Source organism: Ottowia thiooxydans DSM 14619, assembly GCF_000422885.1.
Taxonomy (GTDB): domain Bacteria; phylum Pseudomonadota; class Gammaproteobacteria; order Burkholderiales; family Burkholderiaceae_C; genus Ottowia; species Ottowia thiooxydans.
In genome coordinates, this window is the sequence record NZ_KE383943.1 from 111437 (window position 1) to 137960 (window position 26524).

At 58.4% G+C, this 26524-nt stretch carries 21 protein-coding genes; 13 read left to right on the forward strand and 8 right to left on the reverse strand.

The window, feature by feature from the left end; genetic code table 11:
- The first annotated feature begins 31 nt into the window (after window positions 1-31).
- On the forward strand, window positions 32-934 hold the full coding sequence (locus G518_RS0129785; RefSeq protein WP_028605585.1) for a LysR substrate-binding domain-containing protein: 903 nt from the start codon (window positions 32-34) through the stop codon (window positions 932-934).
- Window positions 935-1148: 214 nt separating this feature from the next.
- Here G518_RS0129785 and G518_RS0129790 read toward each other — a convergent pair whose 3' ends face one another.
- Complete coding sequence (locus G518_RS0129790; RefSeq protein WP_036596705.1) at window positions 1149-1622, reverse strand: DUF192 domain-containing protein; 474 nt, start codon at window positions 1620-1622, stop codon at window positions 1149-1151.
- A 161-nt stretch (window positions 1623-1783) separates the two neighbouring features.
- On the opposite strand from G518_RS0129790, the gene icd reads away from it, so the two are divergent.
- A complete protein-coding gene (icd, locus tag G518_RS0129795) occupies window positions 1784-3037 on the forward strand; it encodes an NADP-dependent isocitrate dehydrogenase (protein WP_028605587.1) in 1254 nt (417 codons plus the stop codon).
- A gap of 269 nt (window positions 3038-3306) precedes the next feature.
- Here the strand turns inward: icd and G518_RS0129800 are convergent, their stop codons facing one another.
- A complete protein-coding gene (locus G518_RS0129800; RefSeq protein WP_028605588.1) occupies window positions 3307-5460 on the reverse strand; it encodes a hypothetical protein in 2154 nt (717 codons plus the stop codon).
- Between the two features lie 517 nt (window positions 5461-5977).
- The gene (locus tag G518_RS37635; protein ID WP_051237555.1) at window positions 5978-6256 is read right to left on the reverse strand and encodes a cold-shock protein; all 279 of its coding nucleotides are present in this window, start codon (window positions 6254-6256) and stop codon (window positions 5978-5980) included.
- A 274-nt stretch (window positions 6257-6530) separates the two neighbouring features.
- Here G518_RS37635 and clpS point away from each other — a divergent pair, with 274 nt between their 5' ends.
- The 5 genes from clpS to sbcB all read left to right on the forward strand — a co-directional run bounded on the left by clpS (window position 6531) and on the right by sbcB (window position 12529).
- The gene (gene clpS, locus G518_RS0129810; RefSeq protein WP_028605589.1) at window positions 6531-6908 is read left to right on the forward strand and encodes an ATP-dependent Clp protease adapter ClpS; all 378 of its coding nucleotides are present in this window, start codon (window positions 6531-6533) and stop codon (window positions 6906-6908) included.
- A 104-nt stretch (window positions 6909-7012) separates the two neighbouring features.
- A complete protein-coding gene (gene clpA / locus G518_RS0129815; protein WP_028605590.1) occupies window positions 7013-9343 on the forward strand; it encodes an ATP-dependent Clp protease ATP-binding subunit ClpA in 2331 nt (776 codons plus the stop codon).
- Window positions 9344-9475: 132 nt separating this feature from the next.
- The gene (locus G518_RS0129820; RefSeq protein WP_156909601.1) at window positions 9476-10048 is read left to right on the forward strand and encodes a hypothetical protein; all 573 of its coding nucleotides are present in this window, start codon (window positions 9476-9478) and stop codon (window positions 10046-10048) included.
- Window positions 10049-10132: 84 nt separating this feature from the next.
- Window positions 10133-10996 (forward strand): hypothetical protein, encoded by an 864-nt coding sequence (locus G518_RS0129825; RefSeq protein WP_028605592.1) that lies wholly within the window; start codon window positions 10133-10135, stop codon window positions 10994-10996.
- A gap of 87 nt (window positions 10997-11083) precedes the next feature.
- A complete protein-coding gene (sbcB, locus tag G518_RS0129830) occupies window positions 11084-12529 on the forward strand; it encodes an exodeoxyribonuclease I (protein ID WP_028605593.1) in 1446 nt (481 codons plus the stop codon).
- Between the two features lie 165 nt (window positions 12530-12694).
- Here sbcB and serB read toward each other — a convergent pair whose 3' ends face one another.
- The 3 genes from serB to mfd form a co-directional block, all read right to left on the reverse strand.
- Window positions 12695-13444, reverse strand: coding sequence for a phosphoserine phosphatase SerB (gene serB, locus G518_RS0129835; RefSeq protein ID WP_028605594.1), 750 nt, complete (start codon window positions 13442-13444; stop codon window positions 12695-12697).
- Between the two features lie 115 nt (window positions 13445-13559).
- Window positions 13560-14237, reverse strand: coding sequence for a L,D-transpeptidase (locus tag G518_RS37640; RefSeq protein ID WP_156909602.1), 678 nt, complete (start codon window positions 14235-14237; stop codon window positions 13560-13562).
- A gap of 31 nt (window positions 14238-14268) precedes the next feature.
- Entirely contained in the window at window positions 14269-17772 is a 3504-nt protein-coding gene (gene mfd, locus G518_RS0129845) for a transcription-repair coupling factor (protein WP_028605595.1), read from the reverse strand.
- Window positions 17773-17998: 226 nt separating this feature from the next.
- Between mfd and ispD the strand changes: the two genes are divergently transcribed.
- Window positions 17999-18769 carry a 2-C-methyl-D-erythritol 4-phosphate cytidylyltransferase gene (gene ispD, locus G518_RS0129850; protein WP_245598202.1) on the forward strand — a complete coding sequence of 257 codons (771 nt, stop codon included), beginning with the start codon at window positions 17999-18001 and terminating at the stop codon, window positions 18767-18769.
- Window positions 18770-18837: 68 nt separating this feature from the next.
- Window positions 18838-19332, forward strand: a complete 495-nt coding sequence (ispF, locus tag G518_RS0129855; protein ID WP_028605597.1) for a 2-C-methyl-D-erythritol 2,4-cyclodiphosphate synthase — start codon at window positions 18838-18840, stop codon at window positions 19330-19332.
- 185 nt (window positions 19333-19517) lie between these two features.
- Here the strand turns inward: ispF and G518_RS37645 are convergent, their stop codons facing one another.
- Window positions 19518-20981, reverse strand: coding sequence for a sensor histidine kinase (locus tag G518_RS37645; protein WP_051237556.1), 1464 nt, complete (start codon window positions 20979-20981; stop codon window positions 19518-19520).
- 22 nt (window positions 20982-21003) lie between these two features.
- Window positions 21004-21735: an osmolarity response regulator transcription factor OmpR gene (gene ompR / locus G518_RS0129865; RefSeq protein ID WP_028605598.1), complete on the reverse strand. Its 732-nt coding sequence runs from the start codon at window positions 21733-21735 to the stop codon at window positions 21004-21006.
- Window positions 21736-21893: 158 nt separating this feature from the next.
- Here ompR and G518_RS0129870 point away from each other — a divergent pair, with 158 nt between their 5' ends.
- The 4 genes from G518_RS0129870 (at window position 21894) to G518_RS0129885 (ending at window position 26522) form a co-directional block, all read left to right on the forward strand.
- Entirely contained in the window at window positions 21894-22226 is a 333-nt protein-coding gene (locus tag G518_RS0129870; RefSeq protein WP_028605599.1) for a hypothetical protein, read from the forward strand.
- A gap of 241 nt (window positions 22227-22467) precedes the next feature.
- Window positions 22468-23199 carry an SIMPL domain-containing protein gene (locus tag G518_RS0129875; RefSeq protein ID WP_028605600.1) on the forward strand — a complete coding sequence of 244 codons (732 nt, stop codon included), beginning with the start codon at window positions 22468-22470 and terminating at the stop codon, window positions 23197-23199.
- Between the two features lie 174 nt (window positions 23200-23373).
- Window positions 23374-24312 carry an alpha/beta fold hydrolase gene (locus tag G518_RS0129880; RefSeq protein WP_028605601.1) on the forward strand — a complete coding sequence of 313 codons (939 nt, stop codon included), beginning with the start codon at window positions 23374-23376 and terminating at the stop codon, window positions 24310-24312.
- On the forward strand, window positions 24309-26522 hold the full coding sequence (locus tag G518_RS0129885; protein ID WP_028605602.1) for a RelA/SpoT family protein: 2214 nt from the start codon (window positions 24309-24311) through the stop codon (window positions 26520-26522). The genes G518_RS0129880 and G518_RS0129885 overlap by 4 nt, the downstream gene beginning before the upstream one ends.
- Window positions 26523-26524 lie beyond the last annotated feature (2 nt).

Below are 26524 nucleotides of genomic sequence, written 5' to 3' on the forward strand. Positions count from 1 at the left end.
GTTTTCCCGAAGGCTCGGGTGGATAGAAAAAATGCGACTCGATATTGCAGACCTGACTCTATTTCTGTGCGTGGTGGATGCAGGCAGCATTACCCAGGGGGCCGAGCGTGCCAATTTGGCGTTGGCATCTGCCAGCGAGCGACTGCGCAACATCGAAATGGACGCAGGCGTTCGCCTTCTGGAGCGGCGGGCGCGCGGAGTGGCTCCAACGGAAGCCGGGGAAACCCTGGCCCATCATGCGCGGACCATCTTGCGGCAGCAGGCTGTTCTCAAGGAAGAGTTGCGGGATTTCGCTGCAGGCGCGCGTGGGACGCTTCATCTGTATGCCAACACTGGCGCGTTGACGGGGCTCCTACCAAAGCAACTTGCGCCATGGCTAGCTGAGCGGCCACGTTTGCACGTCGATCTGAAGGAGCGTACGAGTGAGGAAATTGTCCGGCTCATCGCTGCCGGATTGGCGGAGGCGGGCATTGTTTCGGATGCCATACAACCGAGCGCCCTGAAAGCTGGCTTGGTGTTGCAGCCGGTGGCAAGCGACCATCTGGTTCTGATCGTGTCTGCGGAACATCGCCTCGCTGCGAATAGGACGACGTGCCTTGCTGATATTTTGGGCGAGGCCTTCGTCGGTCTTGCGCAAGGAAGTGCTCTGCAAGATCACATTGATGAGAAGGCTCGCGCTATAGGCGGGCTCTTGACATTGCGCATTCGCATGAAAACGTTCGAAGGTCTGTGCGACATGGTGGCGCACGGCATTGGTGTGGCCATCGTTCCCCAAACCATTGCCAGCCGGTATCGCAGGAGCCTGGGCTACCGAACCGTGACCCTCACGGATGACTGGGCTCTCAGGCAGCTTTGCTTATGCTTTAAAGACTGGCAAGCCTTGCCAACCATCATGCGGAGTTTGCTAGTGCACCTGGGGGCGGAGCCTGCTTGACGACCTGCTCCTTCCCCTTGAGAGAGACTGATACAAGCAAGCTTACCGACTTGAGAGCCCGAACCCGAAGCTGTGAGCTGGTTTTACTCCTTCCCCCGCTGGGGGAAGGTTGGGAAGGGGGCAAGCAGCAGTTGATTGGAGCGCTGCGGTCGTTATACGTGCCTAACACCAACATCCGCTCGTGCGCCTCATCGAGCCTCGATAGACCAGCCCATCAGCGCCGAACCTCGAACACCGGCCCCCGCAGCTTGGCCCCCGCGCGCAGGTGCCGTTGCTCAAACCATCCCTTGTTCATCTCCAGCACATAGCGCACTGGCTTGACGGAGCAATGGCTGGATTCATCCAGGGGCTTCATATCAGCCAGATTGGCGATGGTGCCGTCATCCAGCACAAAGGCCGCGGTGAGCGGGATCAACGTATTTTTCATCCAGAAGCATTGAACGGCCGGCTGCTCGAAAATAAACAGCATGCCTTCGTGCTGAGGCATCTCACGCCGGTGCATCAGGCCAATCTGGCGCTGTTCGGGCGTGGCGGCCACTTGGGCGTCTATCCGCTGCATTCCAACAGAAATCGTGGTGCGCGGAAGTTCCAGCTGGGGATTGCCCACAGGCTCGCGTTGCGCGAGAGCCGGCAGGGTGGCCACCAGGCTGGCTGCGGCCAGTATGAAACTGCGGAGAAGAGTAATCATGTGGATCATCTAGGAAATGATGGTCTGTTCAGGCCATGCACGGGTTTGCTGTCACTCCAGGCTGCATTGTGGCGGCTAGAATCATTTTTCTTCGGCGGGTCTCGTTAAGAGTACGGGCTTGCCGCCAGTGGCTCACTGCCAGCATAGCGGAGACAGCAAGCATGTACCAGCACATCAAGGTCCCCCAGGACGGCGAAAAAATCACCGTCAACCCGGATTTCACGCTCAACGTTCCCGATCATCCCATTATTCCTTTTATCGAGGGAGACGGAACCGGTGCAGACATCACTCCGGTGATGATCAAAGTCGTTGATGCCGCGATCGAAAAAGCCTACGCAGGCCGTCGCAAAATCCACTGGATGGAGGTCTACGCTGGCGAGAAATCCACGCGCGTTTATGGTCCTGATGAATGGCTGCCGCAGGAAACGCTTCATGCCGTGCGCGACTATGTCGTTTCCATCAAAGGACCATTGACCACGCCTGTGGGTGGGGGCATTCGTTCCTTGAACGTCGCGCTGCGCCAGGAGCTCGATCTGTACGTCTGCCTGCGGCCCGTACAGTACTTTGAGGGTGTGCCTTCGCCGGTCAAAGAGCCGCAGAAGGTCAATATGGTGATCTTCCGTGAAAACTCTGAAGACATCTACGCCGGGATTGAGTACGAGGCCAAAAGCCCGAAGGCCATCAAACTGATCGAATTCCTCACCAAGGAAATGGGTGTCACCAAGATTCGCTTTCCTGAAACTTCCGGAATTGGCATCAAGCCGGTGTCCATCGAGGGCACTGAGCGCTTGATGCGCAAGGCCATCCAGTACGCCATCGACAACGGCAAGCCCAGCGTGACCATCGTGCACAAGGGCAACATCATGAAATACACCGAAGGTGGTTTCCGTGATTGGGCTTACGCCTTGGCGCAAAAAGAGTTTGGTGCCGTGCCGATCGATGGCGGCCCCTGGTGCAAATTCAAGAATCCCAAGACTGGCGCAGACATCGTCATCAAAGACGCCATAGCGGATGCCTTTCTGCAGCAAATTCTTTTACGCCCGGTGGAATACAGCGTCATCGCCACTCTGAACCTCAATGGCGACTATATTTCCGATGCTCTGGCCGCACAGGTGGGCGGCATTGGTATTGCCCCCGGCGCCAACATGAGCGATAGCGTGGCCTGCTTTGAAGCCACACACGGTACCGCCCCCAAGTATGCCGGCAAGGATTATGTGAACCCCGGTTCCGAAATTCTCTCCGCCGAGATGATGCTGCGCCACATGGGCTGGACAGAAGCCGCCGACTTGATCATTACCAGCATGGAGCGCGCCATCGACAGCAAGCACGTCACCTACGACTTCGCGCGTCTGATGGACGGTGCCACGCAGGTCAGCTGCTCGGGTTTCGGGCAGGTGATGATCGATCACATGTAATTGCACGTGTTCCCGGCGCGCCGGGTTTGTGCAAGACCTCACTTCCTCTGGTCGTGGGGTTTTTTAATGTCTGCTGTTGTTTGAGGGCGCAGTGGAAGGCAGCCCGGCTGGGGCCACCAAGCTCCGGTGGGGCAGGCGGTGCAAAAAAAAGCCACCTCTAAGGATGGCTATTTTTTCGCTGTGTTCGCCTCATAGGCACCGTGTGCGTGCCGTAGATCTCATCAACGTGTACGCGGCTTAGTGCGTGGCCCGTAACACCGTGCGGAGGTTCAACCCCCTGTGCGACGACGCACGCGCGCCATACCAAACACACCCAGCAAGGATGCAAGCGAGCCGAGGCCCAACCAGCCCAGCACCGGGACTGGTGCATGCGATGGTGGTGATACGGTCACGGTTGCTGTCGTGCAGACCGACTCATTCGGCGCTGCCAGGCAGACGTTGTATTGGTAGGTCACCGGCGAAGTGAGCCCGCTGGCTGGTGGCGTGTAGGTGCAGACACCAGTAGCACAGGCGACTGTACCGACTGGCGGAGGCGTTGCCACAGTCACCGAGTTTGGATCGACCGTGCCCATGATTCCGGTGTCGTTGGTGGTCACCGTGGTCACGCCGGGGCTCGTGTTGGTTAGCAAGGTCACGGCATCGTCGGTGGCCACAATCGTGGGCGGCGGTGTCACGGTGACCGTGGCGGTGGTGCAGACCGATGCGCTCGGTGCCTCCAGGCAGACTTCGTATTGATAAGTCACTGGCGCGGTGAGCCCACCGGTCGGCGGTGTGTAGGTACATACGCCTGCGGCACAGGCGACCGTGCCGACTGTAGGTGGCGTTGCCACTTTCACCGAGTTTGGATCGATGGTGCCCATGATGCCGGTGTCGTTGGTAGTCACCGGAGTCACACCTGGGCTGGTGTTGGTCGGCAAGGTCACAGCGTCATCTGTTGCCACAATCGTGGGCGGCGGCGTGACTGTCACCGTTGCGGTGGTGCAGATGGTGCCGTTCGGAGGGGTGAGGCAGACGCTGTATTGATAGTCTACCGGTGCCAGGAGTCCGCCAGCCGGTGGCGTGTAAGTGCAGACCCCCGCAACGCATGCAACACTGCCTGCTGGAGGCTGCAGAGCCACGGTCACCGAGTTCGGGTCAACGGTTCCCCCTACACCACTGTCATTGGTGGTGACGGTAGTAGCGCCCGTACTCGTAGACGTTGACAGGGTCAGTGAGTCGTTACTCGCAGTAATTGTGGGCGGTGCCAGACTGACTGTGGCCGTATTGTTGGTGGTGATGGGGTCAGTAGGGCTAGTTGTGGTGGGCAGTGCGCTGATGGTGTGTGTGTCTGGCGTTGTCACACCAGGGCCCGTCCAGGACACGCTGTAGACCGCTGTTTGTCCGGAAAGCAAAGCTTGGTTGGGGTTGTTGATGACACCCGCGCCCGACGACGCGTTGCAAGCGCCCGCCGGATTTTGAAGCGTACAAGTCCATGTGACCGTACCAGGGGGTACCGTCGTCGGCAGTCCGTCTGAAATGATGGCGGTCGTTGGATCTGGTCCGTTGTTATACACATCGAATGTGTAGTTGTAGTTGTTTTCAGTGCCGGCGGGTGTTGGGGTGGCCGACACTGTGCTTGCCGACACAACAATCTCCGCCAGGGCCTCGCGGCTCATTGTGAACAAGGTGTCGTCCCATGAAGCCCTGCCATCGGTGTTGCCGCTTGCGCGGTGCAGATAAAACCGCAGGGTGTAGGCGGTCCCTGGCTGCAGCGTAAGGCCTGGACCGGGGCCATCTTGATTCCGCACGAATTCAAAACTTGTGCCAAGGCTCGTTCGTACATCAGCGAGGCTTGCTATCTCCCCGCCAACGTGGTTGCCGCTCCCGTCTACGATGTAAGCGGCGTAGCCAAATGCACGGGGATTACTATTGCCGTTCTGATTCCAGCGCTGTGCAGTGGTGATCAAATTGATGTAGAACTTTGCGGCGGAGGCTGTTGTATCCGCGTAGTACATCGTACCCGTCGTAAACGGGAACTCGATGTACTGATTTTCGGCAATTGCCATCGCGGCGGATACGTTGGTCGGCGACAGCCCATTAATTATCTGAAAGTCTTGAAGTGCGGGGTCCGGGCTCAGGGAGGTCGTCATCGACGGCGCAACCCTCTGTGCACTGGTGCTCGCCAGAAAAGTCGTGTCGTGCGTGTCGGTGATTGCGTAGTTGGTCACCTGTGAAGCGGTGGTCGATCCGGGGTACCAGTCCTGATTTAGCGTGCCTCTCGGCATGTTGCTCATCCAGCCGGCTGTCCATCCGCTGAAGCCGAAAAATGTGGCGGGCGCGTAAATGAATTGCTCCGCAAAGCTGGGACCTGATGCAGTAGCTAATAAGAATGTGCCAAGGATCAGTTTAAACCGCTGGACTAAACCAAAACGCTTCGAATTCATGTAAAGGGTCTCCTGGATTGCACCAGTGTAATCGAATGTAAATAAGTGATTTACATAGCCTTTATTGGAGCGGGTGGCGCCGAGGCTGGCATTGTTCCCGCTGGCGACGAGTATTCAGGTCGCGGCCGTGTCTCAGGAGCTATGTATACAGGAGTTAAGTCTACTATCGGCGTTCCTCAGTGGTGAGGTGCCTATTGGTGTGATTTTTCGCATATGCGAGAAGGCATTGCGCGACACTCTTGTGATGGCCCACTGTTCGCGGCCGCTGGTTTGCTGGCTGTGTTGCTCTCCTGACCACGCAGCAGAGCCCATCCACCGCATAGAAGCTGGGTATACCAGCTCCACCTCGGTTGCAGGATTTGGCTTGATTTCTTAGAGCGTCCCGCTGCTTGAACGCGAGGTCATGCGGCGAGATTGACCTACAGCGTCATCACGATCGCTCAATAACTCAGACTCGAAAAAACCAAAAACACCTTGTTAGGGTGTTTCCTTACAAGGCGTGTTGAATGCCTTAGGTTTAAACCCCGGCCTCGACTTGCGCATCTCCGCCAGGGGCGCTTGCCGTCGCTTCGGTCGGTGTCGGGGTGTCTGAATGCTCAGCCTGAATATGGAGCGCCAGCAGGCCTTTGGGCCCCTGATCCAGCTCAAAACTCACCCGGGAGCCTTCCTTGAGTGTCTTGAACCCATCCATCTCAATCGCCGAGAAATGGGCGAAGGCGTCGGGGCCGCCCCCGTCGGGCTCGATGAAGCCGAACCCCTTTAGGTCATTGAACCACTTGACTTTTCCGCTGGGCATACCCTGTCTCCTTTACTGCCGTTCTTATTAGTACAAGTTTGCGTAACAGCTTCGCACTTGTCAACATTTGGCAACTAATTGCTTTTTGGGGCCTAAAAGTGGCACGGCCCTTGCATTTCTCTGGAGTGATCCTCATTTCCTTTAAAACACGTTCAAGTGACTCATGGGTACCTGTTGTTTTCATTCAGGACACGTTCTAAGCCTCAGGCGTTGAATCAAATCTTCCGTCCCATTGTTTCCACGCATTCGGTGTGGCATCAGCCAGCCCGATAAAATGATTTTCATGGCCACATCCATTCCGATCAGACCTCCGGGTCAACCTGCCCCCCCCGCACCCGCTCAACCTCCGGAGCGGGGTGGTGATGTTGTTTTGGAGCGTGTTCCCCAGAAAGTCAAGCCACCGCAGATGCACCAGGTGCTGATGCTTAACGATGATTTCACCCCCATGGAATTCGTCGTGGTCGTGATTCAGGAGTTTTTTAACAAGGACCGTGAATCAGCCACCCAGATCATGCTCAAGATCCACCTCGACGGAAAGGCTGTTTGCGGCGTGTATTCACGCGACGTAGCAGCCACCAAAGTTGATCAGGTCATGGACGCAGCCCGGCAATCCGGGCACCCCTTGCAGTGCGTCAGCGAGCCCGTTGATTAACGGACTGTTGAATATCACCGAACTTCCCCCATTTTTGATTATCGAAACGCCGAGACACTATTGCAGATCGGTAGTAAGGTAACGGCGTAAACAAGGAAACCATCATGATTGCCCAGGAACTGGAAGTCAGCCTGCACATGGCCTTTGTCGAGGCACGGCAACAGCGCCATGAATTCATCACAGTCGAGCATTTGCTGCTCGCCCTGCTGGATAACCCCAGCGCGGCGGAAGTTTTGCGCGCCTGCTCGGCCAATATTGACGATTTGCGCAAGTCGCTTGCCAATTTCATCAAGGACAACACCCCTCAGGTGGCCGGCACCGACGATGTGGACACTCAGCCTACGTTGGGTTTCCAGCGTGTGATTCAGCGTGCCATCATGCACGTGCAGTCCACCGGCAATGGCAAGAAGGAAGTCACTGGCGCGAACGTGCTTGTGGCGATCTTCGGCGAGAAAGACTCGCACGCCGTGTATTACCTCCACCAGCAAGGCGTCACGCGCCTCGACGTGGTCAACTTCATTGCCCACGGCATTCGCAAGAGCGATCCGCCAGAAGCCGCCAAGCCGGCTGAAGGCCAGCCCGGTGCGAGCGAGGGCGAGGAAAGCAGTGAGAAGAATGAAAAAGCTTCTCCGCTGGAGCAGTACACCCAAAACCTGAACCAGGCGGCCAAGGAAGGCAAGATCGACCCTCTGATCGGGCGCGACTACGAAGTTGAACGCACTATTCAGATTCTGTGCCGCCGCCGTAAGAACAACCCACTGTTGGTGGGCGAAGCAGGCGTTGGCAAGACCGCCATCGCCGAGGGCCTGGCCTGGCGCATCACGGAAGGCAGCGTTCCGGAAATCCTAGCTGAGGCCAATGTTTACTCGCTCGATATGGGCGCGTTGCTGGCAGGTACAAAGTACCGTGGGGATTTCGAACAGCGGCTCAAGGGCGTTCTGAAGAACCTCAAAGACAAGCCCAATGCCATCTTGTTCATCGATGAAATCCACACGCTCATCGGGGCCGGTGCGGCTTCGGGCGGTACGCTGGATGCCTCGAACCTGCTGAAACCCGCTCTTTCCAGCGGCCAGCTCAAGTGCATCGGCGCGACGACCTTCACGGAGTACCGCGGTATCTTTGAAAAAGATGCGGCACTTTCACGGCGCTTCCAGAAGGTGGATGTGGTGGAGCCCACCGTTTCTGAAACTGTGGACATTCTCAAGGGCCTGAAATCCCGGTTTGAGGAGCACCACAGTGTCAAGTACGCTCTGGCTGCCTTGCAGGCTGCGGCCGAGCTTTCGGCCAAGTACATCACGGACCGTCATTTGCCTGACAAGGCCATTGACGTCATTGATGAGGCTGGCGCCGCGCAGCGTATTGCCCTGGCGTCCAAACGCAAGAAAACCATTGGCAAAGCCGAGATCGAAGAGATCGTGGCCAAAATTGCACGCATTCCTCCGGCCAATGTCAGCAATGACGACCGCAGCAAGCTGCAAACGCTGGAGCGCGATCTCAAATCGGTCGTGTTCGGTCAAGACCAGGCGCTGGATGTGCTGGCCTCCGCCGTAAAAATGGCGCGCTCAGGCTTGGGTAAAGGCGACAAACCAATTGGTTCGTTCCTGTTCTCTGGCCCCACAGGCGTCGGCAAGACCGAAGCTGCCCGGCAGTTGGCCTACATCATGGGTGTCGATCTGATCCGCTTCGACATGTCAGAGTACATGGAGCGTCACGCCGTCAGCCGTTTGATCGGTGCGCCTCCCGGCTATGTTGGTTTTGACCAAGGCGGTCTTTTGACCGAGGCCGTCACCAAGAAACCGCATGCCGTGCTACTGCTCGATGAGATCGAGAAGGCTCATCCGGACATCTTCAACGTGCTGCTCCAGGTGATGGACCATGGCACCCTGACCGACAACAACGGACGCAAGGCCGACTTCCGCAACATCATCGTCATCATGACGACGAATGCGGGCGCCGAGACCATGAACAAGGCGACCATTGGCTTCACCAACCCGCGGCAAGCGGGCGACGAGATGGCCGATATCAAACGCCTGTTCACACCTGAGTTCCGTAACCGGCTGGACGCCATTGTGGGCTTCAAGGCGCTGAACGAGCAGGTCATCTTGCGCGTAGTCGATAAGTTCCTGCTCCAGCTTGAGCAGCAACTGGCTGAGAAAAAGGTCGATGTCACGTTCAGCGACAAGCTGCGCAAGTACCTGGCCAAGAAAGGCTTTGATCCCCTGATGGGCGCACGCCCTATGCAGAGGCTCATTCAGGACACTATCCGCAAGGCACTGGCAGACGAGTTGCTCTTCGGCCGCCTGACGGACGGTGGGCGCCTGAGTGTGGATCTGGACGATAAAGACGAAGTGCTGCTCGACATTACCCCTACTCCCAAACGGGATCGGGCGCGTGCTGAGCCTGCGGAGCCAGAAGAGGAAGTCGCGGCGGATTAAGGTTTTCCCTTGATCTCCATGAAAGCCGGTCAGTTCAGCTGACCGGCTTTTTTCTTGGTGTCCGCATACCAGCCTCCCTGTAGCATTGACGATGTTCGCAGCAACAGCGGCTGCATTTTTAAGGATCAGGGCGTGAAACTAAACCAGGGCATGACTTTCGCAGCGGTATGCACCAGCCTAGGCGTGGCGTTGATGGTATTTAGCGCCACCAGCGGCGCCGAATCCCGCAGCGACCGGGACATTACGGCCAAGGCGCCTCGCGTATTTTCAGTGCAGGCCAAAGGCTCCACATGGGAGCTTGGCGATGATGAACTGGATAGTGACGGTGATCCCCGATTCACACTGGATCACCGGGCGACGAGCGGTGACATCAGTTTCACGCTGCAAGAACAGAAACTGGAAAATGACCCGCCCCGACACAATGCATTTTGGCGAGCCTACGTTAAGGGCGCCAAGAAGCGACTGGCGGTTTTTGTTGAAGTGCCCGTACCGCCCGAACTCAAGATGCCGCTCGGCTTTGAATGCCACGCCAGCGAAGAACCATTAATCAAGAAAGACGTACTGGAAGTCACCCATATAACTTGCACCACCGCTCGCTCAAAAACGCATGTCCTGCTGCACATCTGGTTAGACAAGGAGATAGAGTGGAAAAAGTATGCGGCTGACGTGAATGACTTGCTGGCCATGGTGACACCGAAGCAGTAAAGACCGCTTCCTGGTTGTCTCAAGGTCGCAGGGCAATGCCCGCCTGTGGCACCATCGACTCTTCAAATTACCCCAAGTCTCTCCATGCTGGATGACCAAGCCTTGCGCCAGATGCACCCCGTCGTGATGACGCCTAGTCACGACGGCAAGTACTTCCACAACTACGTGCTGTCTTTGCTGAACTTCAGCCACGTTTGTGGAGGGGTGGGGATGCCCCTGCAGGTCTACCTCACGCACGGCGAAAGCCTTGTGACGCGGGCGCGGAACAACGCAGTAGCGGAATTCCTGGCGAATCCGACATGGACGCACTTGTTCTGGATTGATTCGGACATTGGTTTTTCCCCTGAGGCCGCCTTGCGCTTATTGCGTTCGGGCTACGACGTGGCTGCTGGCGTGTATCCGCTCAAATGGCAGGGCTGGCCCGATGGTGACCCTTCAACCCGCCTGAGTCGCGAGGAATACGAATTGCGGAGCCGGCGGTATACGGCCAATACCAAGCGGGGTGAGAAGCCAGACCGCGTGGACTTGAAGGTCCAGGAAGATGGCTTCATGGAAATGGAAGAAGCGCCGACCGGCTTCATGGTCATCAAGCGCAGTGTGTTCGAACGCATGATGGCGGCCTATCCGGATCTGCAATACGTACCGGACTCTCGCGGCACCGTTGACCGCGGCCTGCACTACCTTTTCTTTGACACGAGCGTTGACCCTGTTTCCCGCCACTATCTCTCCGAGGACTACCACTTCTGCCGATTGTGGAACCGCCTGGGAGGCAAGGTGTATGTGGACGCTTGCTCCAATCTCTCACACCAAGGGGCGAAGCTGTTTACAGGCAACTTTGCTCAGACCTTGGCAGGCGCGCCAGAACTGGCGGTCGGTGCGCCAGCGGGTAGTTTGCTTCATACATTCGGCCTGGAACACTTGCGTACCAATCCGCCCGGTCCTGCGTGATGCTGTAAAAAGCACACGGCGCTTGATGGCTTCATTGGTCGGCATCACTACAGTTCACGTCCCTTTACCGCTTGAATAGAACATCGAATGAGTCAGCTCACTTTTCTCTGGCACGACTACGAGACCTTTGGGGTCAATCCGCGCCGCAATCGGCCATCGCAGTTTGCTGCTGTGCGCACGGATGCGGAGCTGAACGAGATCGGCGAGCCCATGATGTGGTACTGCCAGCCGCCAATCGACGCATTGCCTGAGCCCGAGGCCTGCCTCATCACCGGCATTACGCCTCAGCAGTGCCTGGAGCAGGGCATGCCTGAGCATGAGTTCGCGGCCAGGATCAACGCCGCTCTTGCCGAGCCCGGTACCGTGGGTGTTGGCTACAACTCCATCCGCTTTGATGATGAGGTGACACGGCATCTTTTTTGGCGCAACCTCCGCGATCCCTATGCGCGTGAATGGCAAAACGATTGCGGACGTTGGGATCTGCTTGATGTGGTCCGATGCGCCCACGCACTGCGCCCCGAAGGCATCCAGTGGCCCAAGGGCGAGGATGGCCTGACTTCATTCAAGCTGGAGCGGCTCAGTGCTGCCAATGGCCTTTTGCATGAGGCCGCGCATGACGCGCTTTCCGACGTGCGTGCCACCATCGCGCTGGCGCGTCTTTTGCGTCAAGCCAATGAGAAATTGTTCGATTTCTGCCTTTCTCTACACAAGAAAGACCGTGTAGCCCAGGAGCTGCGCTTGCCAACTACGCTGGCCAATGCGCGGCCGTTTTTGCATGTCTCGGGCATGTTCGGCTCCGCACGCGGTTGCTTGGCCCTCATGGCGCCCTTGGCCATGCACCCGAGCAACAAGAATGAGCTGCTCGCCTGGGACTTGTCCGCCGATCCTTCCGAGTTGGCCGACATGAAACCGGAGATCATTCGCCAACGCATGTTTTCTGCAGCAGCGGATTTGCCTGAAGGGATGACTCGCTTACCCATCAAGAGCGTGCACCTGAATAAATCGCCCATCGTCATCAATAACCTCAAAATCCTGAGCCCGGAGTTGGCAGCTCGTTGGGGAATTGACATGGCCAGCGCTGAACGGAACTTCGAGCGCTTGCGGGCACTGCCTGACATGAGCGCACTCTGGCCGCAGATCTATACGCGGCCAAAAAGCACAGAGCCCGTGGACGTGGATGAAGATCTCTACGGTGGTTTTGTTGGTAGCGGTGATCGCCGCCGCCTGGACGGACTACTGCGCCTACCTCCGGCCGAGCTGGCGTTGGCTCGCACGGGTTTCGATGATGCGCGCCTGGGCGAATTGCTGTTTCGCTACCGCGCTCGTAACTTTCCAGAAACTCTAAACGAAGCAGATACAGAGCGCTGGCGTGCTCATCGTGCGGCAAGATTGATTGATGGAGAAGGCGGCGCGCTGACTGTGCAAGGCTTGTTCGATCGTATCGACGCGCTCAGCGAGACGGTAGAGGATGAACGCGGGCAGGGCGTTTTAGAGGCTCTGTATGAGTGGGGGGAACATGTTGCGCCTGAATGATTCAAGGCGTGCCACACGCTAACCCTGGCACGAGGTTCAGTGGTTTCTGTCAAGTAGTGAGTAGCGTTGAAACCAGGAACACCTTCTGAGCTTGTCGAAGCCTCTCGCAGTGCTTCGACAGGTGTCAAGCTCGAAGGGTGTTTATCTAACGAACACCATTCAGAATTAAACGCGCGCCACTTCCAGCAACCGATTCAACCCGCCTGAATTGATCGCCACCATGGCCTTTTCGCGCACCGCAGGCTTGGCGTGGTAAGCCACGGACAGACCCGCCACGCTCATCATGGGCAGATCGTTGGCGCCATCACCCATGGCTATTGCCTGCTTGGGATCAATGCCAAGTTGTGCGCAAGTGTGAAGCAGCATCTTCTGCTTTTCTTCGCCATCGCAGATGTCACCCCAAGGCTGATCGACCATCCGGCCTGTGAGCACGCCGTTCTCTACTTCCAGCACATTGGAGCGCGTGGAATCGATCCCCAGGCGGTCTCGGATCCTATCGGTGAAGAAGGTGAAGCCACCTGAGACCAACAGGGTCTTCAGCCCTGCTGCCTGACAGGCCGCCACCAACTCGGCTGCGCCGGGGTTGAGCTGCAGGCGCTCGTCATACACCTGCTGCATGTGGGCCACTGTCACGCCTTTGAGCAGAGCCACCCGGCGGCGCAGGCTTTCCTTGTAGTCCGTGATCTCTCCGCGCATGGCGGCTTCGGTGATGGCCGCCACTTCAGTCTTGCGGCCTGCTGCATCGGCAATTTCATCCACGCACTCGATGTTGATGAGCGTGGAGTCCATGTCGAACGCAATCAGTCGGAAGTCCTTCAGATTCAGCGGCGGAGCGAAGCCTTGGCAGACAAGCCCATCCGTGTCTGAAGCCTGGAGGGCGTTTGCTTGAAGTGCGGAATTTGGCGAGTTGGTCATGTTGCAGTCAATCAGGTAGCTCAATCTTCCCCGATTATCCATGTCGAACCAGAAAACGTGAGTCTGGATAGATCGTCAACGCACTTGATGAGACGTCCTGCGAGTGCTCATTTTTTCAGCGATTCCTGGGCCTTCGATAAGCATCGGTGGCAAAAGGAAATACCTCCGAGACTGTTTTTCCCTCAGGCAGCACGTAGATCACACCTGGGCGCTTCCCGAACATGGGCTGGATGTGCTTGTCGTAGAAGTCTGCCGGAACATTCACACAGCCATATGAAATACGGTTGTCCGCCACATCTGCTGAGGCCAGCCGCTTGGTGCGGTTTTCGCCCGGTACGTTACGTACCCGATGAATAGACATTGCCGAGTCGTAATCGAGCCAGACAATGTCTTCTCCGCTGAGGTTCCGGCCTGCTTCAGTGACAAAGCGGCCGCTCGCCGTGATCTTTTCGTGCGGGCGTACCTGGTTCAAAGGTCGCGTACCGATGTCGGCAGGTGCTACGTCTCCCCGCGCCTGCCCCACCAACACCGGGCTACGGTCCAATAGCCGGCCTTGTGCATCGAACACCCAAAGAGTTGCTCGTGGTTTGTCGACGACTCCGAATGAGCGCCCTTGCGCATCATCCGATCGAATGACGTCGGCAGCGAAATCCTGTATCAACGAGGGTTGTTCGGCAATTTCCACCGCCCATCCACTTGCACCGAAGCCCAGCAGGCACAAGCACAACAGAGCTTGAGCAAGCTTCAAGGCTGGCTTTTTCCTGGAGGTTTGCCCGGAAGGGATGAAGTACATGTCGCCAATTCTTTAAGAAAGTAAACAGGTCTTAAGCCGCTACGGTCGTGGGTTTCCCCAGGTTCCTCAACACGTCTCGAACCATTTGAGCACGCGCATTGGGTTCAGGCAACTCACGCTCAATCCGCAACTTGTCATTGCCCGCCAGCTTGATGTGCCGGTTCTTCTGGATCATTTGGATGATGGCCATCTGATCGATGGGCGGGTTCGGTTTGAAGGTGATGCTGATGGCGTTCGGCCCCGCATCCACTTTTTGCACGCCATAAGGCTGTGAAAGCACACGCAGGCGGTGCACATCGATCAGCGTCTGAGCCTGCGCCGGAAGCTTGCCGAAACGATCGACAATCTCTTCCAGCAATGAATCGATCTGCTCGTTGGTCTTGGCCGTGGCCAGCTTTTTGTAGAACGACAGGCGCAAGTGCACGTCTCCACAGTAGTCGTTGGGCAGCAGGGCAGGCGCATGCAGGTTGATCTCAGTCGTGGCTTGCAGCGGGCTGAGCAAATCCGGCTCTTTACCGGCTTTGAGGCTATTGACGGCCTCAGACAGCATCTCGTTGTAGAGCTGAAATCCAATCTCCATCATGTTGCCGCTCTGGTTTTCGCCCAGAACCTCGCCCGCACCCCTGATTTCGAGATCGTGCATGGCCAGGTAGAAGCCACTGCCCAGCTCTTCCATTTGCTGAATGGCGTCCAGCCTCTGGGATGCCGCCTTGGTGAGCCCGTCGATCTCAGGCACCATCAGATAGGCATAGGCTTGGTGGTGGCTGCGCCCCACGCGGCCACGCAGCTGGTGCAACTGCGCCAGGCCAAACTTGTCGGCTCTGGCGATTACGATGGTGTTCGCGGTGGGCACATCGATGCCCGTCTCGATGATGGTTGAGCACAGGAGCACGTTGAAGCGCTGCGCCACGAAGTCGCGCATCACGCGTTCAAGTTCGCGCTCAGGCATTTGCCCGTGGGCGATGGCGATGCGTGCCTCAGGCAAGAATTTCTCGAGCGCTTGGCGGCGGTTTTCAATCGTCTCCACCTCGTTGTGCAAGAAATACACCTGCCCGCCGCGCTTCAATTCGCGCAGCACCGCTTCGCGGATCACACCCGTACCCTCATTGCGCACAAAGGTCTTGATGGACAGCCGCCGCTGCGGCGCGGTGGCGATCACACTCAGATCGCGCAGGCCTTCAAGGGCCATGCCCATGGTGCGCGGAATCGGTGTGGCCGTCAGCGTAAGCACGTCGATTTCTGCGCGCAACTGCTTCATGGCCTCTTTGTGGCGCACGCCAAAACGATGTTCCTCATCGATGATCAGCAGGCCAAGGTTCTTGAACTTGGTCTTTTCGGAGAGCAGTTTGTGCGTGCCCACCACGATATCCACACCGCCATCGGAAATACCCTTGAGGGCGGCGGTCACTTCCTTGGCAGAACGGAAGCGGCTGATCTCCGCCACTTTCACCGGCCATTTGGCAAAACGGTCTTGCAGGGTTTGATAGTGCTGCTCCGCCAGCAAGGTGGTGGGGGCGAGAAACGCTACTTGTTTGCCGCCCGTCACAGCTACAAAGGCAGCGCGCAGAGCCACCTCGGTCTTGCCGAAACCGACATCACCGCACACCAGCCTATCCATTGGCTGCGGGCTGATCATGTCCTGGATGACCGCATGAATAGCGGCCTTTTGATCCGCAGTTTCCTCAAACCCGAAATCGGCCGCGAACTGCTCGTAATCTTGCGGAGAGTAACGGAACGCGTGGCCTTGGCGGGCCGCACGGCGAGCGTAGATGTTCAGAAGCTCCGCTGCAGCATCGCGCACCTGTTCGGCCGCCTTGCGCCTGGCTTTTTCCCATTGACCGCTTCCCAGCTTGTGCAGCGGGGCTTCATCGGCCGAAACGCCGGTATAGCGACCAATCAGGTGCAACTGCGATACCGGCACGTACAGCACGGCATCGCCTGCATATTCGAGATGCAGAAATTCCTGCACGGCGGGGGAGCCATCAGGGTTCTTGCCCCCTAGATCCATGTTCACCAACCCGCGGTAGCGTCCGATGCCGTGCTGGGTATGGACTACTGGGTCACCCACCTTGAGCTCACTCAGATCCTTGATGAGCGCCTCAACGTCGCTCACCTGTTCCTGCTTCTTGCGCCTGCGTGTGCTGGAGCCGGTAGCGAATAATTCGGTTTCCGTGACCAGGTCGATGCCGCCCTCGATCCACGCAAAGCCCTGGGCCAGGGCCGCTTTGGCGATGCCGATTTTCTCGTCGCGCGTGGCTTCGAATTCCGCGAGCGAATCGAAGGCAGGGGGATTCAGGCCTGAAGCGCGCAGGAAGTCCAGCAAGCTCTCTCTGCGGCCATCACTCTCGGCGAGCAGCAGTACCCGCTGAGGCGCGGTGGCAATGTGAGCGTGGAGCCGCGCCAGAGGATCGTCGGCTCCCCGTGCTACCGTGAGAGGGGGAAGCACCTCGAATTCGGCAAAGGCGCTGCCGCCTTCATCGGAAGAATGCCCTTGAAGCGGCGTGGCCGCCGTCAAGGAGGGGCGCAATGCCAGCTGCGCATGCGGTTTAGCCGCTAAATAGAAGCCTTCAGCATCCAGAAACAGTGTTTCGGGCGGAAGCACCGGACGCTCCGGATCGCCCTGTGCCAACCGGGAGCGCTCACGGGTATCTTGCCAAAACTGCTGGAATGAGGCTTCAAGATCGCCGTGGAGGGCTAACGTGGCGCCTTCTCCAAGATAGTCGAATACGGTGGCAGTCTGATCAAAGAACAGCGGCAGGTAGTATTCAATGCCCGCCGTGGCCACACCATTTCCCATATCTTTGTAAATACGGCTTTTGGTGGGGTCGCCTTCGAGCAGTTCGCGCCAGCGGTTGCGGAATTTGGCCCGCGCGGGCTCATCCATCGGAAATTCCCGGCCCGGTAGCAGTCGTACCTCAGGCACTGGAAAGAGGCTGCGCTGAGTGTCTGGGTCGAAGCTGCGGATGGAATCGATTTCGTCGTCAAACAGATCCACCCTATAGGGCATGAGGCTGCCCATCGGGAAAAGATCGATCAGGCCGCCGCGCACGGCGTATTCACCAGGCGCCGAAACCTGCGTCACATGCGTGTACCCGGCCAGCGTCAGCTGCGATTTGAGTGCTGCCTCATCCAGCTTCTGCCCAGTCTTGAAGTGAAAGGTGTAGCCGGCCATGAACTCTGGCGGCGCAAGGCGATATAGCGCGGTGGTGGCTGGCACGAACACCACATCCGCTTCGCGCTGTCTGATCGCCCACAACGTGGCCAGGCGCTCGCTGATCAGGTCCTGGTGAGGGGAGAAGCTGTCGTAGGGAAGCGTTTCCCAGTCTGGAAACATGGCCGTGCGCAAGTCAGGGCCAAAAAATGCCAGTTCGTCCTGAAGTCGCCTGGCGTCGGCGGGATCAGCTGTGAAGATCGCGGTCAGTCGGCCGGCAGCTTTTTCCTGCCGCGCCAATTGCGCCAGCATTAAAGCATCGGCCGAGCCTGGGGGGCGAGGCAAGGTAAAGCGCTTGCCTGGGGTAAGTTTGGGCAGATCCATGGGTGCGGGAAGAAACGACAAAACCCCCGGCCAGGCTGGACGGAGGTATAAGCTCGAATTTTACGGAATCGCGCAAGAACGTGTTGGCCGTACAAGTTACTGTCCAAGAACGAGCGCGCCATGCTCAGGCGGTCGGCCACTTGGGCCAACCGCGCGCTATGTGCGGAGTCTGGCGTTTTCAAGATTCATCAGGGGCGGCTTGCCTCTATAGTTCAGTATGAGCGCCATGGAAATGCAACCGGAAAATCCGATCACCCGTACGAACGACCCCCGAAAATGCTATGCGCTCCTCCCGTGCGCCGGGGTTGGTTCGCGCGCGGGCACTGCTCAGCCCAAGCAGTACCAACCAGTAGCCGGCCAGCCCATGGTGGTTCACACCTTGCAAGCTTTTGCGGTCGTAGAACGTATTGCGCACGTCTTGGTAGTGGTTGCGGCGGGCGATCCTTTTTTCGAAACACTCCACCTGCCGGTGCCAGGAGGCGGTCAGACTCGGAGCGCTGATAGTCTCCTGGTCGCTGATTGTGGCGGCCAGACCCGCGCGGAGAGCGTCTTCAACGGTTTGGAGTGGCTGCTGGCGCAAGGCGCTAACGCGGGCGATTGGGTGTTGGTCCATGATGCGGCGCGCTGTCTCATCACGCCGGCTCAGATCAATGCCTTGATCGATGCTTGCCTGCCAGACTCCGTGGGCGGCTTATTGGCGCTTCCGCTGCCCGACACGCTCAAGGACGAGCAAAGCGGCCGAGTGAGCGCTACCATCGACCGTAGCCGCAAGTGGCTGGCGCAAACCCCCCAGATGTTCCCCATTGGTGCACTCAGACAAGCTTTGGTTTCGCATGCCGCCACGGGGTTTTCCGGTATTACCGATGAATCCAGTGCGATCGAGGCGGCAGGCCGGCACCCGTTGCTCGTCGCTGGCAGTGCGAGTAATTTCAAGGTGACTTATCCTGAGGATTTCGCTCTGGCTGAAGCTGTTCTGGCTGCCCGGGCAGACTCTTAAATTATTCCTTCATCTCTCCATACTGCAGGGGAGTGAATCACACGCTTCTCTCGGAAAAGAATTCACAAATGAACGTTAGCCCCAATCCCCCCTTTCGTATCGGCGAAGGCTGGGACGTGCACGCCATGGTTCCAGGTCGTGAGCTGATACTTGGCGGTGTGCTCATTCCTCACACGCACGGCCTTCTTGGTCATTCGGACGCAGATGCCCTGTTGCATGCCATCACCGACGCACTGCTGGGCGCGGCAGGTCTGGGAGACATCGGGCGGCATTTTCCGGACACAGACCCAGCGTTCAAAGGCGCAGACTCTGCGGCCCTGCTGGCTGAGGCTGGGCGACGCGTGCGTCAAAACGGCTGGCATATTGGCAACGTTGATAGCACGATCGTTGCACAGGCCCCACGCCTTGCGCCGTACATTGAGGCCATGCGCCAGCGAATCGCCGAAGTGCTGGGAGTCGCGCCAGCGCAGATCAATGTGAAAGCCAAGACCGCCGAACGTCTGGGGCCGGTGGGGCAGGGCGCGGCGATCGAGGCGCGTGCTGCCGTGCTTATTTTTTCCTAGGCGCTGACTCTGCCACGCGCGCTTAGAGCCTGTTCAAAGTCTCCTCGCGGTCCCCTTGCGCCCGAACAACCGCGTCTGCGGCGTTGAAAATACTCGCGATACCACAAGGTATCCCTGCGTTTTTCGCCTTGCAGCCACAGCTTTTCGAACACAATGGCCCTCGCGCAGAGACTTTGAACAGGCTCTTAGCGCTTTTTCTTCTGAGCCGAGCGCTGGTCCGCGGCTTGTTGCAGGCGAATGGTGGCTACCAACCCCCCGCTGGAGCTATTGCTCAGCACCAGGGTGCCGCCCATGTGCCCAACCATCTTCGTGACAATGGATAAACCCAATCCAGCGCCAGTGGCGGAGGTGCGGGCAGTATCGCCGCGAAAGAATGGACGGGTGAGTTGGGGAAGCATTTCCTTGCGTACACCAGGGCCGTAGTCGCGAACCCGCAGCGTTACCCAGTGCTCGCGGGCGGCCGCGATGATATGCACGTGCGTGACGCCTGTTTCGGGGCTCTGCCCATAACGGCGCGCATTCTCGAGCAGGTTGGAGAGCACGCGTGAAAGCTCAATTTCGTCGGCCATCACACGCAACTCGGCCGGCACCTCAATTTTGACGTGCATGTCTTCGCGCGAGGTAAAGGGCAAAACACTCGCGGCGACAACATGCGCTAACGGTATCGCTTCCAGATTGACATGGTCGGGCCGGGCGTAGTCAAGGAACTTGCCAATGATGGTGTCGACCTGCGCGATGTCTCCCGCCATGTGCTCGCGGGCTTCGGGGTCGGGCACACTCATCTCGGTTTCCAGGCGCAACCGCGCCAAAGGTGTGCGCAGATCGTGCGAAATACCGGCTAGCATCTCGGCGCGGTTTTGTTCGATCATCGACAGCTGATCTGCCATCCGATTGAAGCCGATATTGACCGCACGTACTTCGCTTGAGAGCACACCCTCATCTAGCCGGCCTTGCAGATAATCACCATCGCGTACGCGTGCCGCGGCAATGGACAAGAGGCGCAGCGGCCGATTGATCAGGCGGGCGAGCAGTGCCGCACCAATGAGCGAAAGCACGCCGAGCGAGGCCAACCACAACAGCCAGGTACTGCCGCCCAACAGAGCTCCAATGCGTGAGCGGTCCATCAGCAGCCAATAGGAGTCGCCCTCAATACTGAAGCCGACCCAGAGGCCGGGTTCGTTATTGACACTACCTGCCACGACCGTACCGGGGCCAAGCCGTGCAATCAATTCGCGGCTCATGCGTTGCTCAAGTTCGGTATGTGCAAACAGGTCGAACTTGTCCCCGGGCTCATGCGGAAGAATGCGAACCTTCTCCTGGTCCGCCAATGTCTTGATGAGCGAGACCCTGGCAATTGAATCGGAGTGCACCAGGGCTGCACGGGATAGATTCACCAGCGAGGCCACTTGCCTGGCGTTGTCTATCACACGAGGTTCGTACTCTAGCGTGCGAAAGAGCTGATACCAGCCCACGGAGGTACCTAGCAGCAAAAGGCTTAGCAGGAAAAACGTTCGCCAAAACAGGCTGAAGCCTCCTCTGGCGATTCCTGAAGAAGGCCCCCCGTCCAAAGGGGCGTTCAGCGAATCCAACGGAGATGCCTCCGGCTCATGCGAGACGCTGGATTCGTAAAAATCGGATGCCGCCGCCATTGGACTGCCTCAATGACCAGTGTCAGCCGGCACCATCGGGTACGAAGACGTAGCCGACCCCCCAGACTGTCTGAATGTAGCGTGGGCTCGCGGCATCGTGCTCGATCAGCTTGCGCAAGCGGGATATTTGCACGTCAAGGCTTCGATCAAACGGTTCGAACTCCCGGCCACGAGCCAGTTGGGCCAATTTCTCGCGTGAAAGCGGCTGGCGAGGGTGGCGCACCAGAGCTTTGAGCATCGCAAATTCACCCGTGGTGAGTGAAATTTCTTCGCCATTTTTGTGCAGAGTCCGGGCGCCCAGGTCGAACTGGAAGGGTCCGAAGGCCACGCTTTCGTTCTCTGCGGAAGGCGCGCCAGGGGCCTCCTGTGGGGGGCGGCGTCGCAAAACGGCGTGAACGCGTGCCAGCAGTTCACGTGGGTTGAATGGTTTGCCCAGATAGTCATCAGCTCCTACCTCCAGCCCCACGATGCGATCTACATCCTCGCCTTTGGCAGTGAGCATGATGATGGGCGTCTTGTCTCCCGTCGCCCGTAAGCGGCGGCATACTGAAAGACCATCTTCACCTGGCATCATCAGATCAAGCACGATCAGATCGATCGTGTCACGCAGCATGATGCGTGAAAGCGCCTTGGCGTCTTCCGCCACTATCACTTCAAAGCCTTCCTGCGACAGGTAACGCCGCAGCAAGTCACGGATTCGGGCATCGTCATCAACGACGGCAATCTTGTCGGTTCGGTGTGCAACCTGGCTCATAGGTGTCCTCGGTCGAATTTGTAACAGGCCCATTGTTACAGTGAAATCCTCAGCATTTGGGGTTTTCCCTTGCAGGTTTTCATAGAGTTACAAATGTTGCCCTACCCAGGGCACTTTAAGAGGAAAAATACGCAGGCTTATGCGAAAGTTCTAGTGTTATGACAAACAAAGTCGTTAATGTTTTCGTAAGTGCCGCTGCGTTGGCCCCGATGGCCATGGCGCAGCCTATGGGGGAGTCCGCTTTGAACACGCCACATTCGCAAGAGCAGGCGGCGCAATTTCAGCCTATTCATCGAAGCGCTTTGTGGACAGCAGTGCAGACTCTTCAGCGCGAGGTCAACGTAGAGCCGGCCTTGGAAGGGCGTCGGCTCACACCTGCGGAGCGGTCCGAATTAAGAGATCAGGTGCGCCGCGCAGCCGGACAAGCGGAATCGAGCCGCAGCTCCGGCGAAGTTCTCACCGGACCAGACGGCTTTTCCGCACGGCGCTGAATTCCTTCACAGAACGCGGGAATTTTTACCGCGTACTCTGTCTCTAATCTTCCTCCCGCATTCGTTAATTCTCTTCTCTATGCTCGTGGATGGTTGTGCGCATTGCGGCGTGCCCACAACACGAGTCATTTCATTCTTTTCATGAACGGATCACGAAGTGAAAAAAATCCCCTACGCTTTCCCGCTTCGCGAGGTTCGCTGCTCCCCGACGGAGCGATTTCGTCTTGGGAGCGCCCCGGCGATGAAAATTAACCTTGGCCTTCGCCCGCTCCTGCTGGGCCTCGCGCTTTTTACTTCCGCAGCAGTCGCACACGCGCAGGGTTCACCTTTGGCTCTAAATTCCTCTCAGAACGTATTCCATCTTTCTGCCGCCGGTCAGGTAGAAGTGGTGCAAGATACCTTGATGCTTTCACTGGTCGCCACGCGTGAGGGGTCGGAGGCCGCTGGCGTACAGGCTGAGTTGCGCAAGGCGCTGGATAGCGCGCTCGCCGAAGTCAAAAAATCTGCGCAAGCGGGAGACATGAATGTCAGCACCGGTACTTTCAGTGTCAATCCTCGCTACGGCAAGGAAGGCAAAATCAATGGTTGGCAAGGTCGGGCTGAGCTGATTTTGGAAGGCCGCGATTTCCCACGCATTACCCAGGCGGCGGCACGTGCCACGTCCATGCCTATTGGCAATATCGCCTTTGGCCTTAGCCGCGAGCAGCGTGCCAAGGTGCAGACCGAAGCCCAGGTTCAGGCCATAGAGCGCTTCAAGGCACGGGCGGCTGAGATCACCAAGGCTTTTGGATTTGCAGGCTATGGCTTGCGCGAGGTCACGGTCGATGCCAGCGACTCGGGCTTCCCAGGCCCACGTCCGATGGCTATGGAGGCACGCGCCTTCTCAAAGTCAGCTGATGCCGCGCCAGTGGCGGTAGAGCCTGGAAAGAGCCTTGTGCAGGTCACCGTGTCGGGGTCAGTTCAGGCACGGTAAGGCCTGATCTGACTCTGTGCGCGCCAATCACCCTTCGAGGGAAGGGGCACCGGCGACGCAGATGGACGGAGAAGGGGTAGCTTTGCCCATTTTTGGCCTCAACAGAGTCCCCTGGATAAAACGGCCTCGGCAATTGAATTACGATTCCGAGACGCTAGTTAATTTCGCCTCATCATGACCGAGCCCACACTTCATCACGTTCCCTGCTCAGATTCCTCTGGGGGGCATCGAATGGCCTGGTGGCAATGGGGCGACCCAACGGCATCGCGCCTGGTGGTTTGCGTGCACGGCCTCTCACGCCAGGGGCGCGATTTTGATGTAGTGGCACGGGCGCTCCTCCAGCGAGCTGCAGACACGGGCCAACCACTGCGCGTGGTTTGCCCTGACGTTGTGGGCCGAGGCGAGAGCGATTGGCTGAAAGACCCTATGGGCTACCAGTTCGTCACGTACGTAGGCGATATGCTGGCCATGCTTTCGCAGCTACACCGCAGCGCACCCTTGGACACGCTCGACTGGGTAGGAACCAGCATGGGCGGCATTATTGGTCTTTCGCTGGCGGGCATGCCCAAGCTACCTCTGCCGGTGCCCATTCGCCGCTTGATACTCAACGATGTGGGTCCCGCTATCGAATGGGCGGCTTTGGAGCGGATTGGCCAGTATCTGGGCAGGAGCGGTACTTTCGCGACTATCGAGCAAGCTGCCGAGGCCATGCGTGCCGTCTCTACCAGCTTTGGACCGCACACCGATGAGCAGTGGCTCGCCCTCTCTCGCCCCATGCTCAAAGCCCTTCCTGAGGGCGGCTTTCGTTTGCACTATGACCCAGCCATTGCCGTACCTTTCGCCCATGTCACGCAAGAGGCATCGGTACAAGGGGAAGCCGCGCTGTGGCAGATTTACGATCAGATTACGGCCGAAACCCTGGTGTTGCGTGGTGCGGATTCCGATCTGCTTTCAGTCGCCACTTCGCAAGCCATGCAAAAACGGGGGCCACAAGCGCGCGTAGTGGAGTTTGCCGGTGTCGGCCACGCGCCTACCCTCGTGGCGCTTGACCAGGTGCTTACGGTGCTTGATTTTCTGTTGCCGGCCTCTACTGATACGCCTCAGCCTTCATGAAGCAGACGCCCACTCTCTCGCCGGGCCCCGGCCAACCCGTTGCCGACGTCATTACGGCCACGACACGAGCCATGCCTTCCCAGGAGGGCGTACGGGCGCGTGCCCGTGCATTTGCGGAGCCGCTCATCGGAGATGAAGTCGCCGGTTCCGGAGAGAACCTGCTGGCCCATGCGGATGCCGTGGCCAATATTTTGGCGGAAATCGGTGGCTCGGAAGCCATGCAGGCGGCTATCTATCTCAGCTACGCAAGCCCCCAGCTCAATCGTCCAACGGAAGTGATCGGCAAGGCTTTTGGCGACAGCTTTGCCCGGTTGGCGGTGGAAACCGCCAACCTGGAGCGCGTGCAGCAGCGTTCACGAGCAAGCCGGCACGAACTCTCAGCAGATTCCGATCAGGCCGGCCAGCAGACCGAGAACGTGCGCAAGATGCTGCTGGCCTTCAGCCGCGATTTGCGCGTGGTGTTGCTGAGGTTGGCCTCACGTCTGCAAACGCTGCGTCATTGCGCGGCTTGCCGGCAACCGCCGTCGCCCAGCCTGCTGCGCGAGTCGCACGAGATCTTTGCTCCGTTGGCCAATCGGCTGGGCATCTGGCAGATCAAATGGGAGATGGAAGATCTTATCTTCCGGGCCCAGGAGCCGGACACCTATAAGCTCGTCGCTTCATTGCTGGACGAGCGCCGTGTAGAGCGTGAGGCTGCCATGGCGCAGCGGCGCGACTACATAGAAACCACGCTACGTGCTCAAGGTATCGCCGCTCAAGTGTCTGGGCGGCCCAAGCACATCTCCAGCATCGTGAGGAAGATGCGTGGGAAGGCGCTGGATTTCAATCAGGTGTTTGATGTGCGCGCGTTGCGGGTACTGGTACCCACCGTGGCTGATTGCTACGCAACGCTTGGCTGGGTGCACGAGCACTACACCCCGGTTCCAGACGAATTCGACGATTACATCGCGCGACCCAAGATTAACGGCTATCAGTCTTTGCACACCGTCGTGCGTGATGAAGATGAACTTGCCTGGGAAATACAGATTCGTACGCCCGAGATGCACCAGCACGCAGAACATGGCGTTGCCGCGCACTGGGCTTACAAGGAGGCCGGTACCAAAGGCTATACAGGCGTCTCTGCAGCCAGCGAATACGACGCCAAGATCGCCGTGCTGCGCCAGTTGCTGGCGTGGGAGCGTGACCTGACGGGTGGTGAGCCACAACAGGGCTTGTTCGATGAACACATTTATGTGCTCACACCCGAGGCGGCTATTGTCGAATTGCCGGCGGGTGGCACACCTGTCGATTTCGCCTATACGCTGCATACCGAATTGGGCCATCGTTGCAGGGGCGCGAGGGTGGATGGCGTGATGGTGCCGCTTAACACCCCGCTTCAGAACGGCCAGACGGTGGAAGTCAACGCGGCCAAGGAGGGCGGGCCCTCGCGCGACTGGCTGAACGCTGATCTGCATTACCTTGCCAGCGCTCGAGCCAAGGCCAAGGTGCGCGCCTGGTTCAACGCCCAGTACACCAGGGAAACGGTGGCTCGCGGGCGAGAGATGGTCGAGAAGCTTTTGCAGCGAGAAGGACGCACAGCGCTATCGCTCGAGCAGTTGGCGACGGACCTTGGTTTCAAAACAGCGGACAACCTGTTTGAGACGGTAGGCAAAGACGAGTTCTCACTGCGCAATATCGAGACCGTTCTTCGTCCACCTGAGCCTCAACCCGATCCAGACGAGCAGGTGCTGCTGCGCAAACCACGCCCTGCCAGCTCTACGCGAGGCGGCGTATTGGTGGTGGGCCTGGATTCCTTGCTCACTCAGCCGGCACGCTGCTGTAAACCCGCACCACCAGATGACATTGCGGGCTTCGTCACCCGTGGCCGGGGCGTTAGCGTACACAGACGAGATTGCTCCAACTTCCGCGACCTGATGTCGCGTGACCCTGATCGTGTGATTGAAGTGGGCTGGAGCGATTCCGCCGCGCGTCAGAGCCTGGCTTACCCCGTGGACGTGGCGGTAGAAGCCACGGACCGCCAAGGCTTGTTGCGAGACATCTCCGACGTTTTCGCCCGAGAAAAAATGAACGTGATCGGCGTGAAGACCCAGTCCGTCAAGGGCTGGGCGTGGATGACGTTCACCGTCGAAGTGGCCGATACCCAGCGCCTTGCGCAGGTGCTGCGTACGGTGCATGACGTGCCGGGGGTGCGGGTGGCTAAACGGCGCTGAAG

Excerpts from the sequence above, each read along its gene's own strand:
- G518_RS0129785 (WP_028605585.1), top strand. The coding sequence starts at position 32 with ATGCGACTCGATATTGCAGACCTGACTCTATTTCTGTGCGTGGTGGAT.
- G518_RS0129790 (WP_036596705.1), bottom strand. The coding sequence starts at position 1,622 with ATGATTACTCTTCTCCGCAGTTTCATACTGGCCGCAGCCAGCCTGGTG.
- icd (WP_028605587.1), top strand. The coding sequence starts at position 1,784 with ATGTACCAGCACATCAAGGTCCCCCAGGACGGCGAAAAAATCACCGTC.
- G518_RS0129800 (WP_028605588.1), bottom strand. The coding sequence starts at position 5,460 with ATGAATTCGAAGCGTTTTGGTTTAGTCCAGCGGTTTAAACTGATCCTT.
- G518_RS37635 (WP_051237555.1), bottom strand. The coding sequence starts at position 6,256 with ATGCCCAGCGGAAAAGTCAAGTGGTTCAATGACCTAAAGGGGTTCGGC.
- clpS (WP_028605589.1), top strand. The coding sequence starts at position 6,531 with ATGATTTTCATGGCCACATCCATTCCGATCAGACCTCCGGGTCAACCT.
- clpA (WP_028605590.1), top strand. The coding sequence starts at position 7,013 with ATGATTGCCCAGGAACTGGAAGTCAGCCTGCACATGGCCTTTGTCGAG.
- G518_RS0129825 (WP_028605592.1), top strand. The coding sequence starts at position 10,133 with ATGCTGGATGACCAAGCCTTGCGCCAGATGCACCCCGTCGTGATGACG.
- sbcB (WP_028605593.1), top strand. The coding sequence starts at position 11,084 with ATGAGTCAGCTCACTTTTCTCTGGCACGACTACGAGACCTTTGGGGTC.
- serB (WP_028605594.1), bottom strand. The coding sequence starts at position 13,444 with ATGACCAACTCGCCAAATTCCGCACTTCAAGCAAACGCCCTCCAGGCT.
- G518_RS37640 (WP_156909602.1), bottom strand. The coding sequence starts at position 14,237 with ATGTACTTCATCCCTTCCGGGCAAACCTCCAGGAAAAAGCCAGCCTTG.
- mfd (WP_028605595.1), bottom strand. The coding sequence starts at position 17,772 with ATGGATCTGCCCAAACTTACCCCAGGCAAGCGCTTTACCTTGCCTCGC.
- ispD (WP_245598202.1), top strand. The coding sequence starts at position 17,999 with ATGGAAATGCAACCGGAAAATCCGATCACCCGTACGAACGACCCCCGA.
- ispF (WP_028605597.1), top strand. The coding sequence starts at position 18,838 with ATGAACGTTAGCCCCAATCCCCCCTTTCGTATCGGCGAAGGCTGGGAC.
- G518_RS37645 (WP_051237556.1), bottom strand. The coding sequence starts at position 20,981 with ATGGCGGCGGCATCCGATTTTTACGAATCCAGCGTCTCGCATGAGCCG.
- ompR (WP_028605598.1), bottom strand. The coding sequence starts at position 21,735 with ATGAGCCAGGTTGCACACCGAACCGACAAGATTGCCGTCGTTGATGAC.
- G518_RS0129870 (WP_028605599.1), top strand. The coding sequence starts at position 21,894 with ATGACAAACAAAGTCGTTAATGTTTTCGTAAGTGCCGCTGCGTTGGCC.
- G518_RS0129875 (WP_028605600.1), top strand. The coding sequence starts at position 22,468 with ATGAAAATTAACCTTGGCCTTCGCCCGCTCCTGCTGGGCCTCGCGCTT.
- G518_RS0129880 (WP_028605601.1), top strand. The coding sequence starts at position 23,374 with ATGACCGAGCCCACACTTCATCACGTTCCCTGCTCAGATTCCTCTGGG.
- G518_RS0129885 (WP_028605602.1), top strand. The coding sequence starts at position 24,309 with ATGAAGCAGACGCCCACTCTCTCGCCGGGCCCCGGCCAACCCGTTGCC.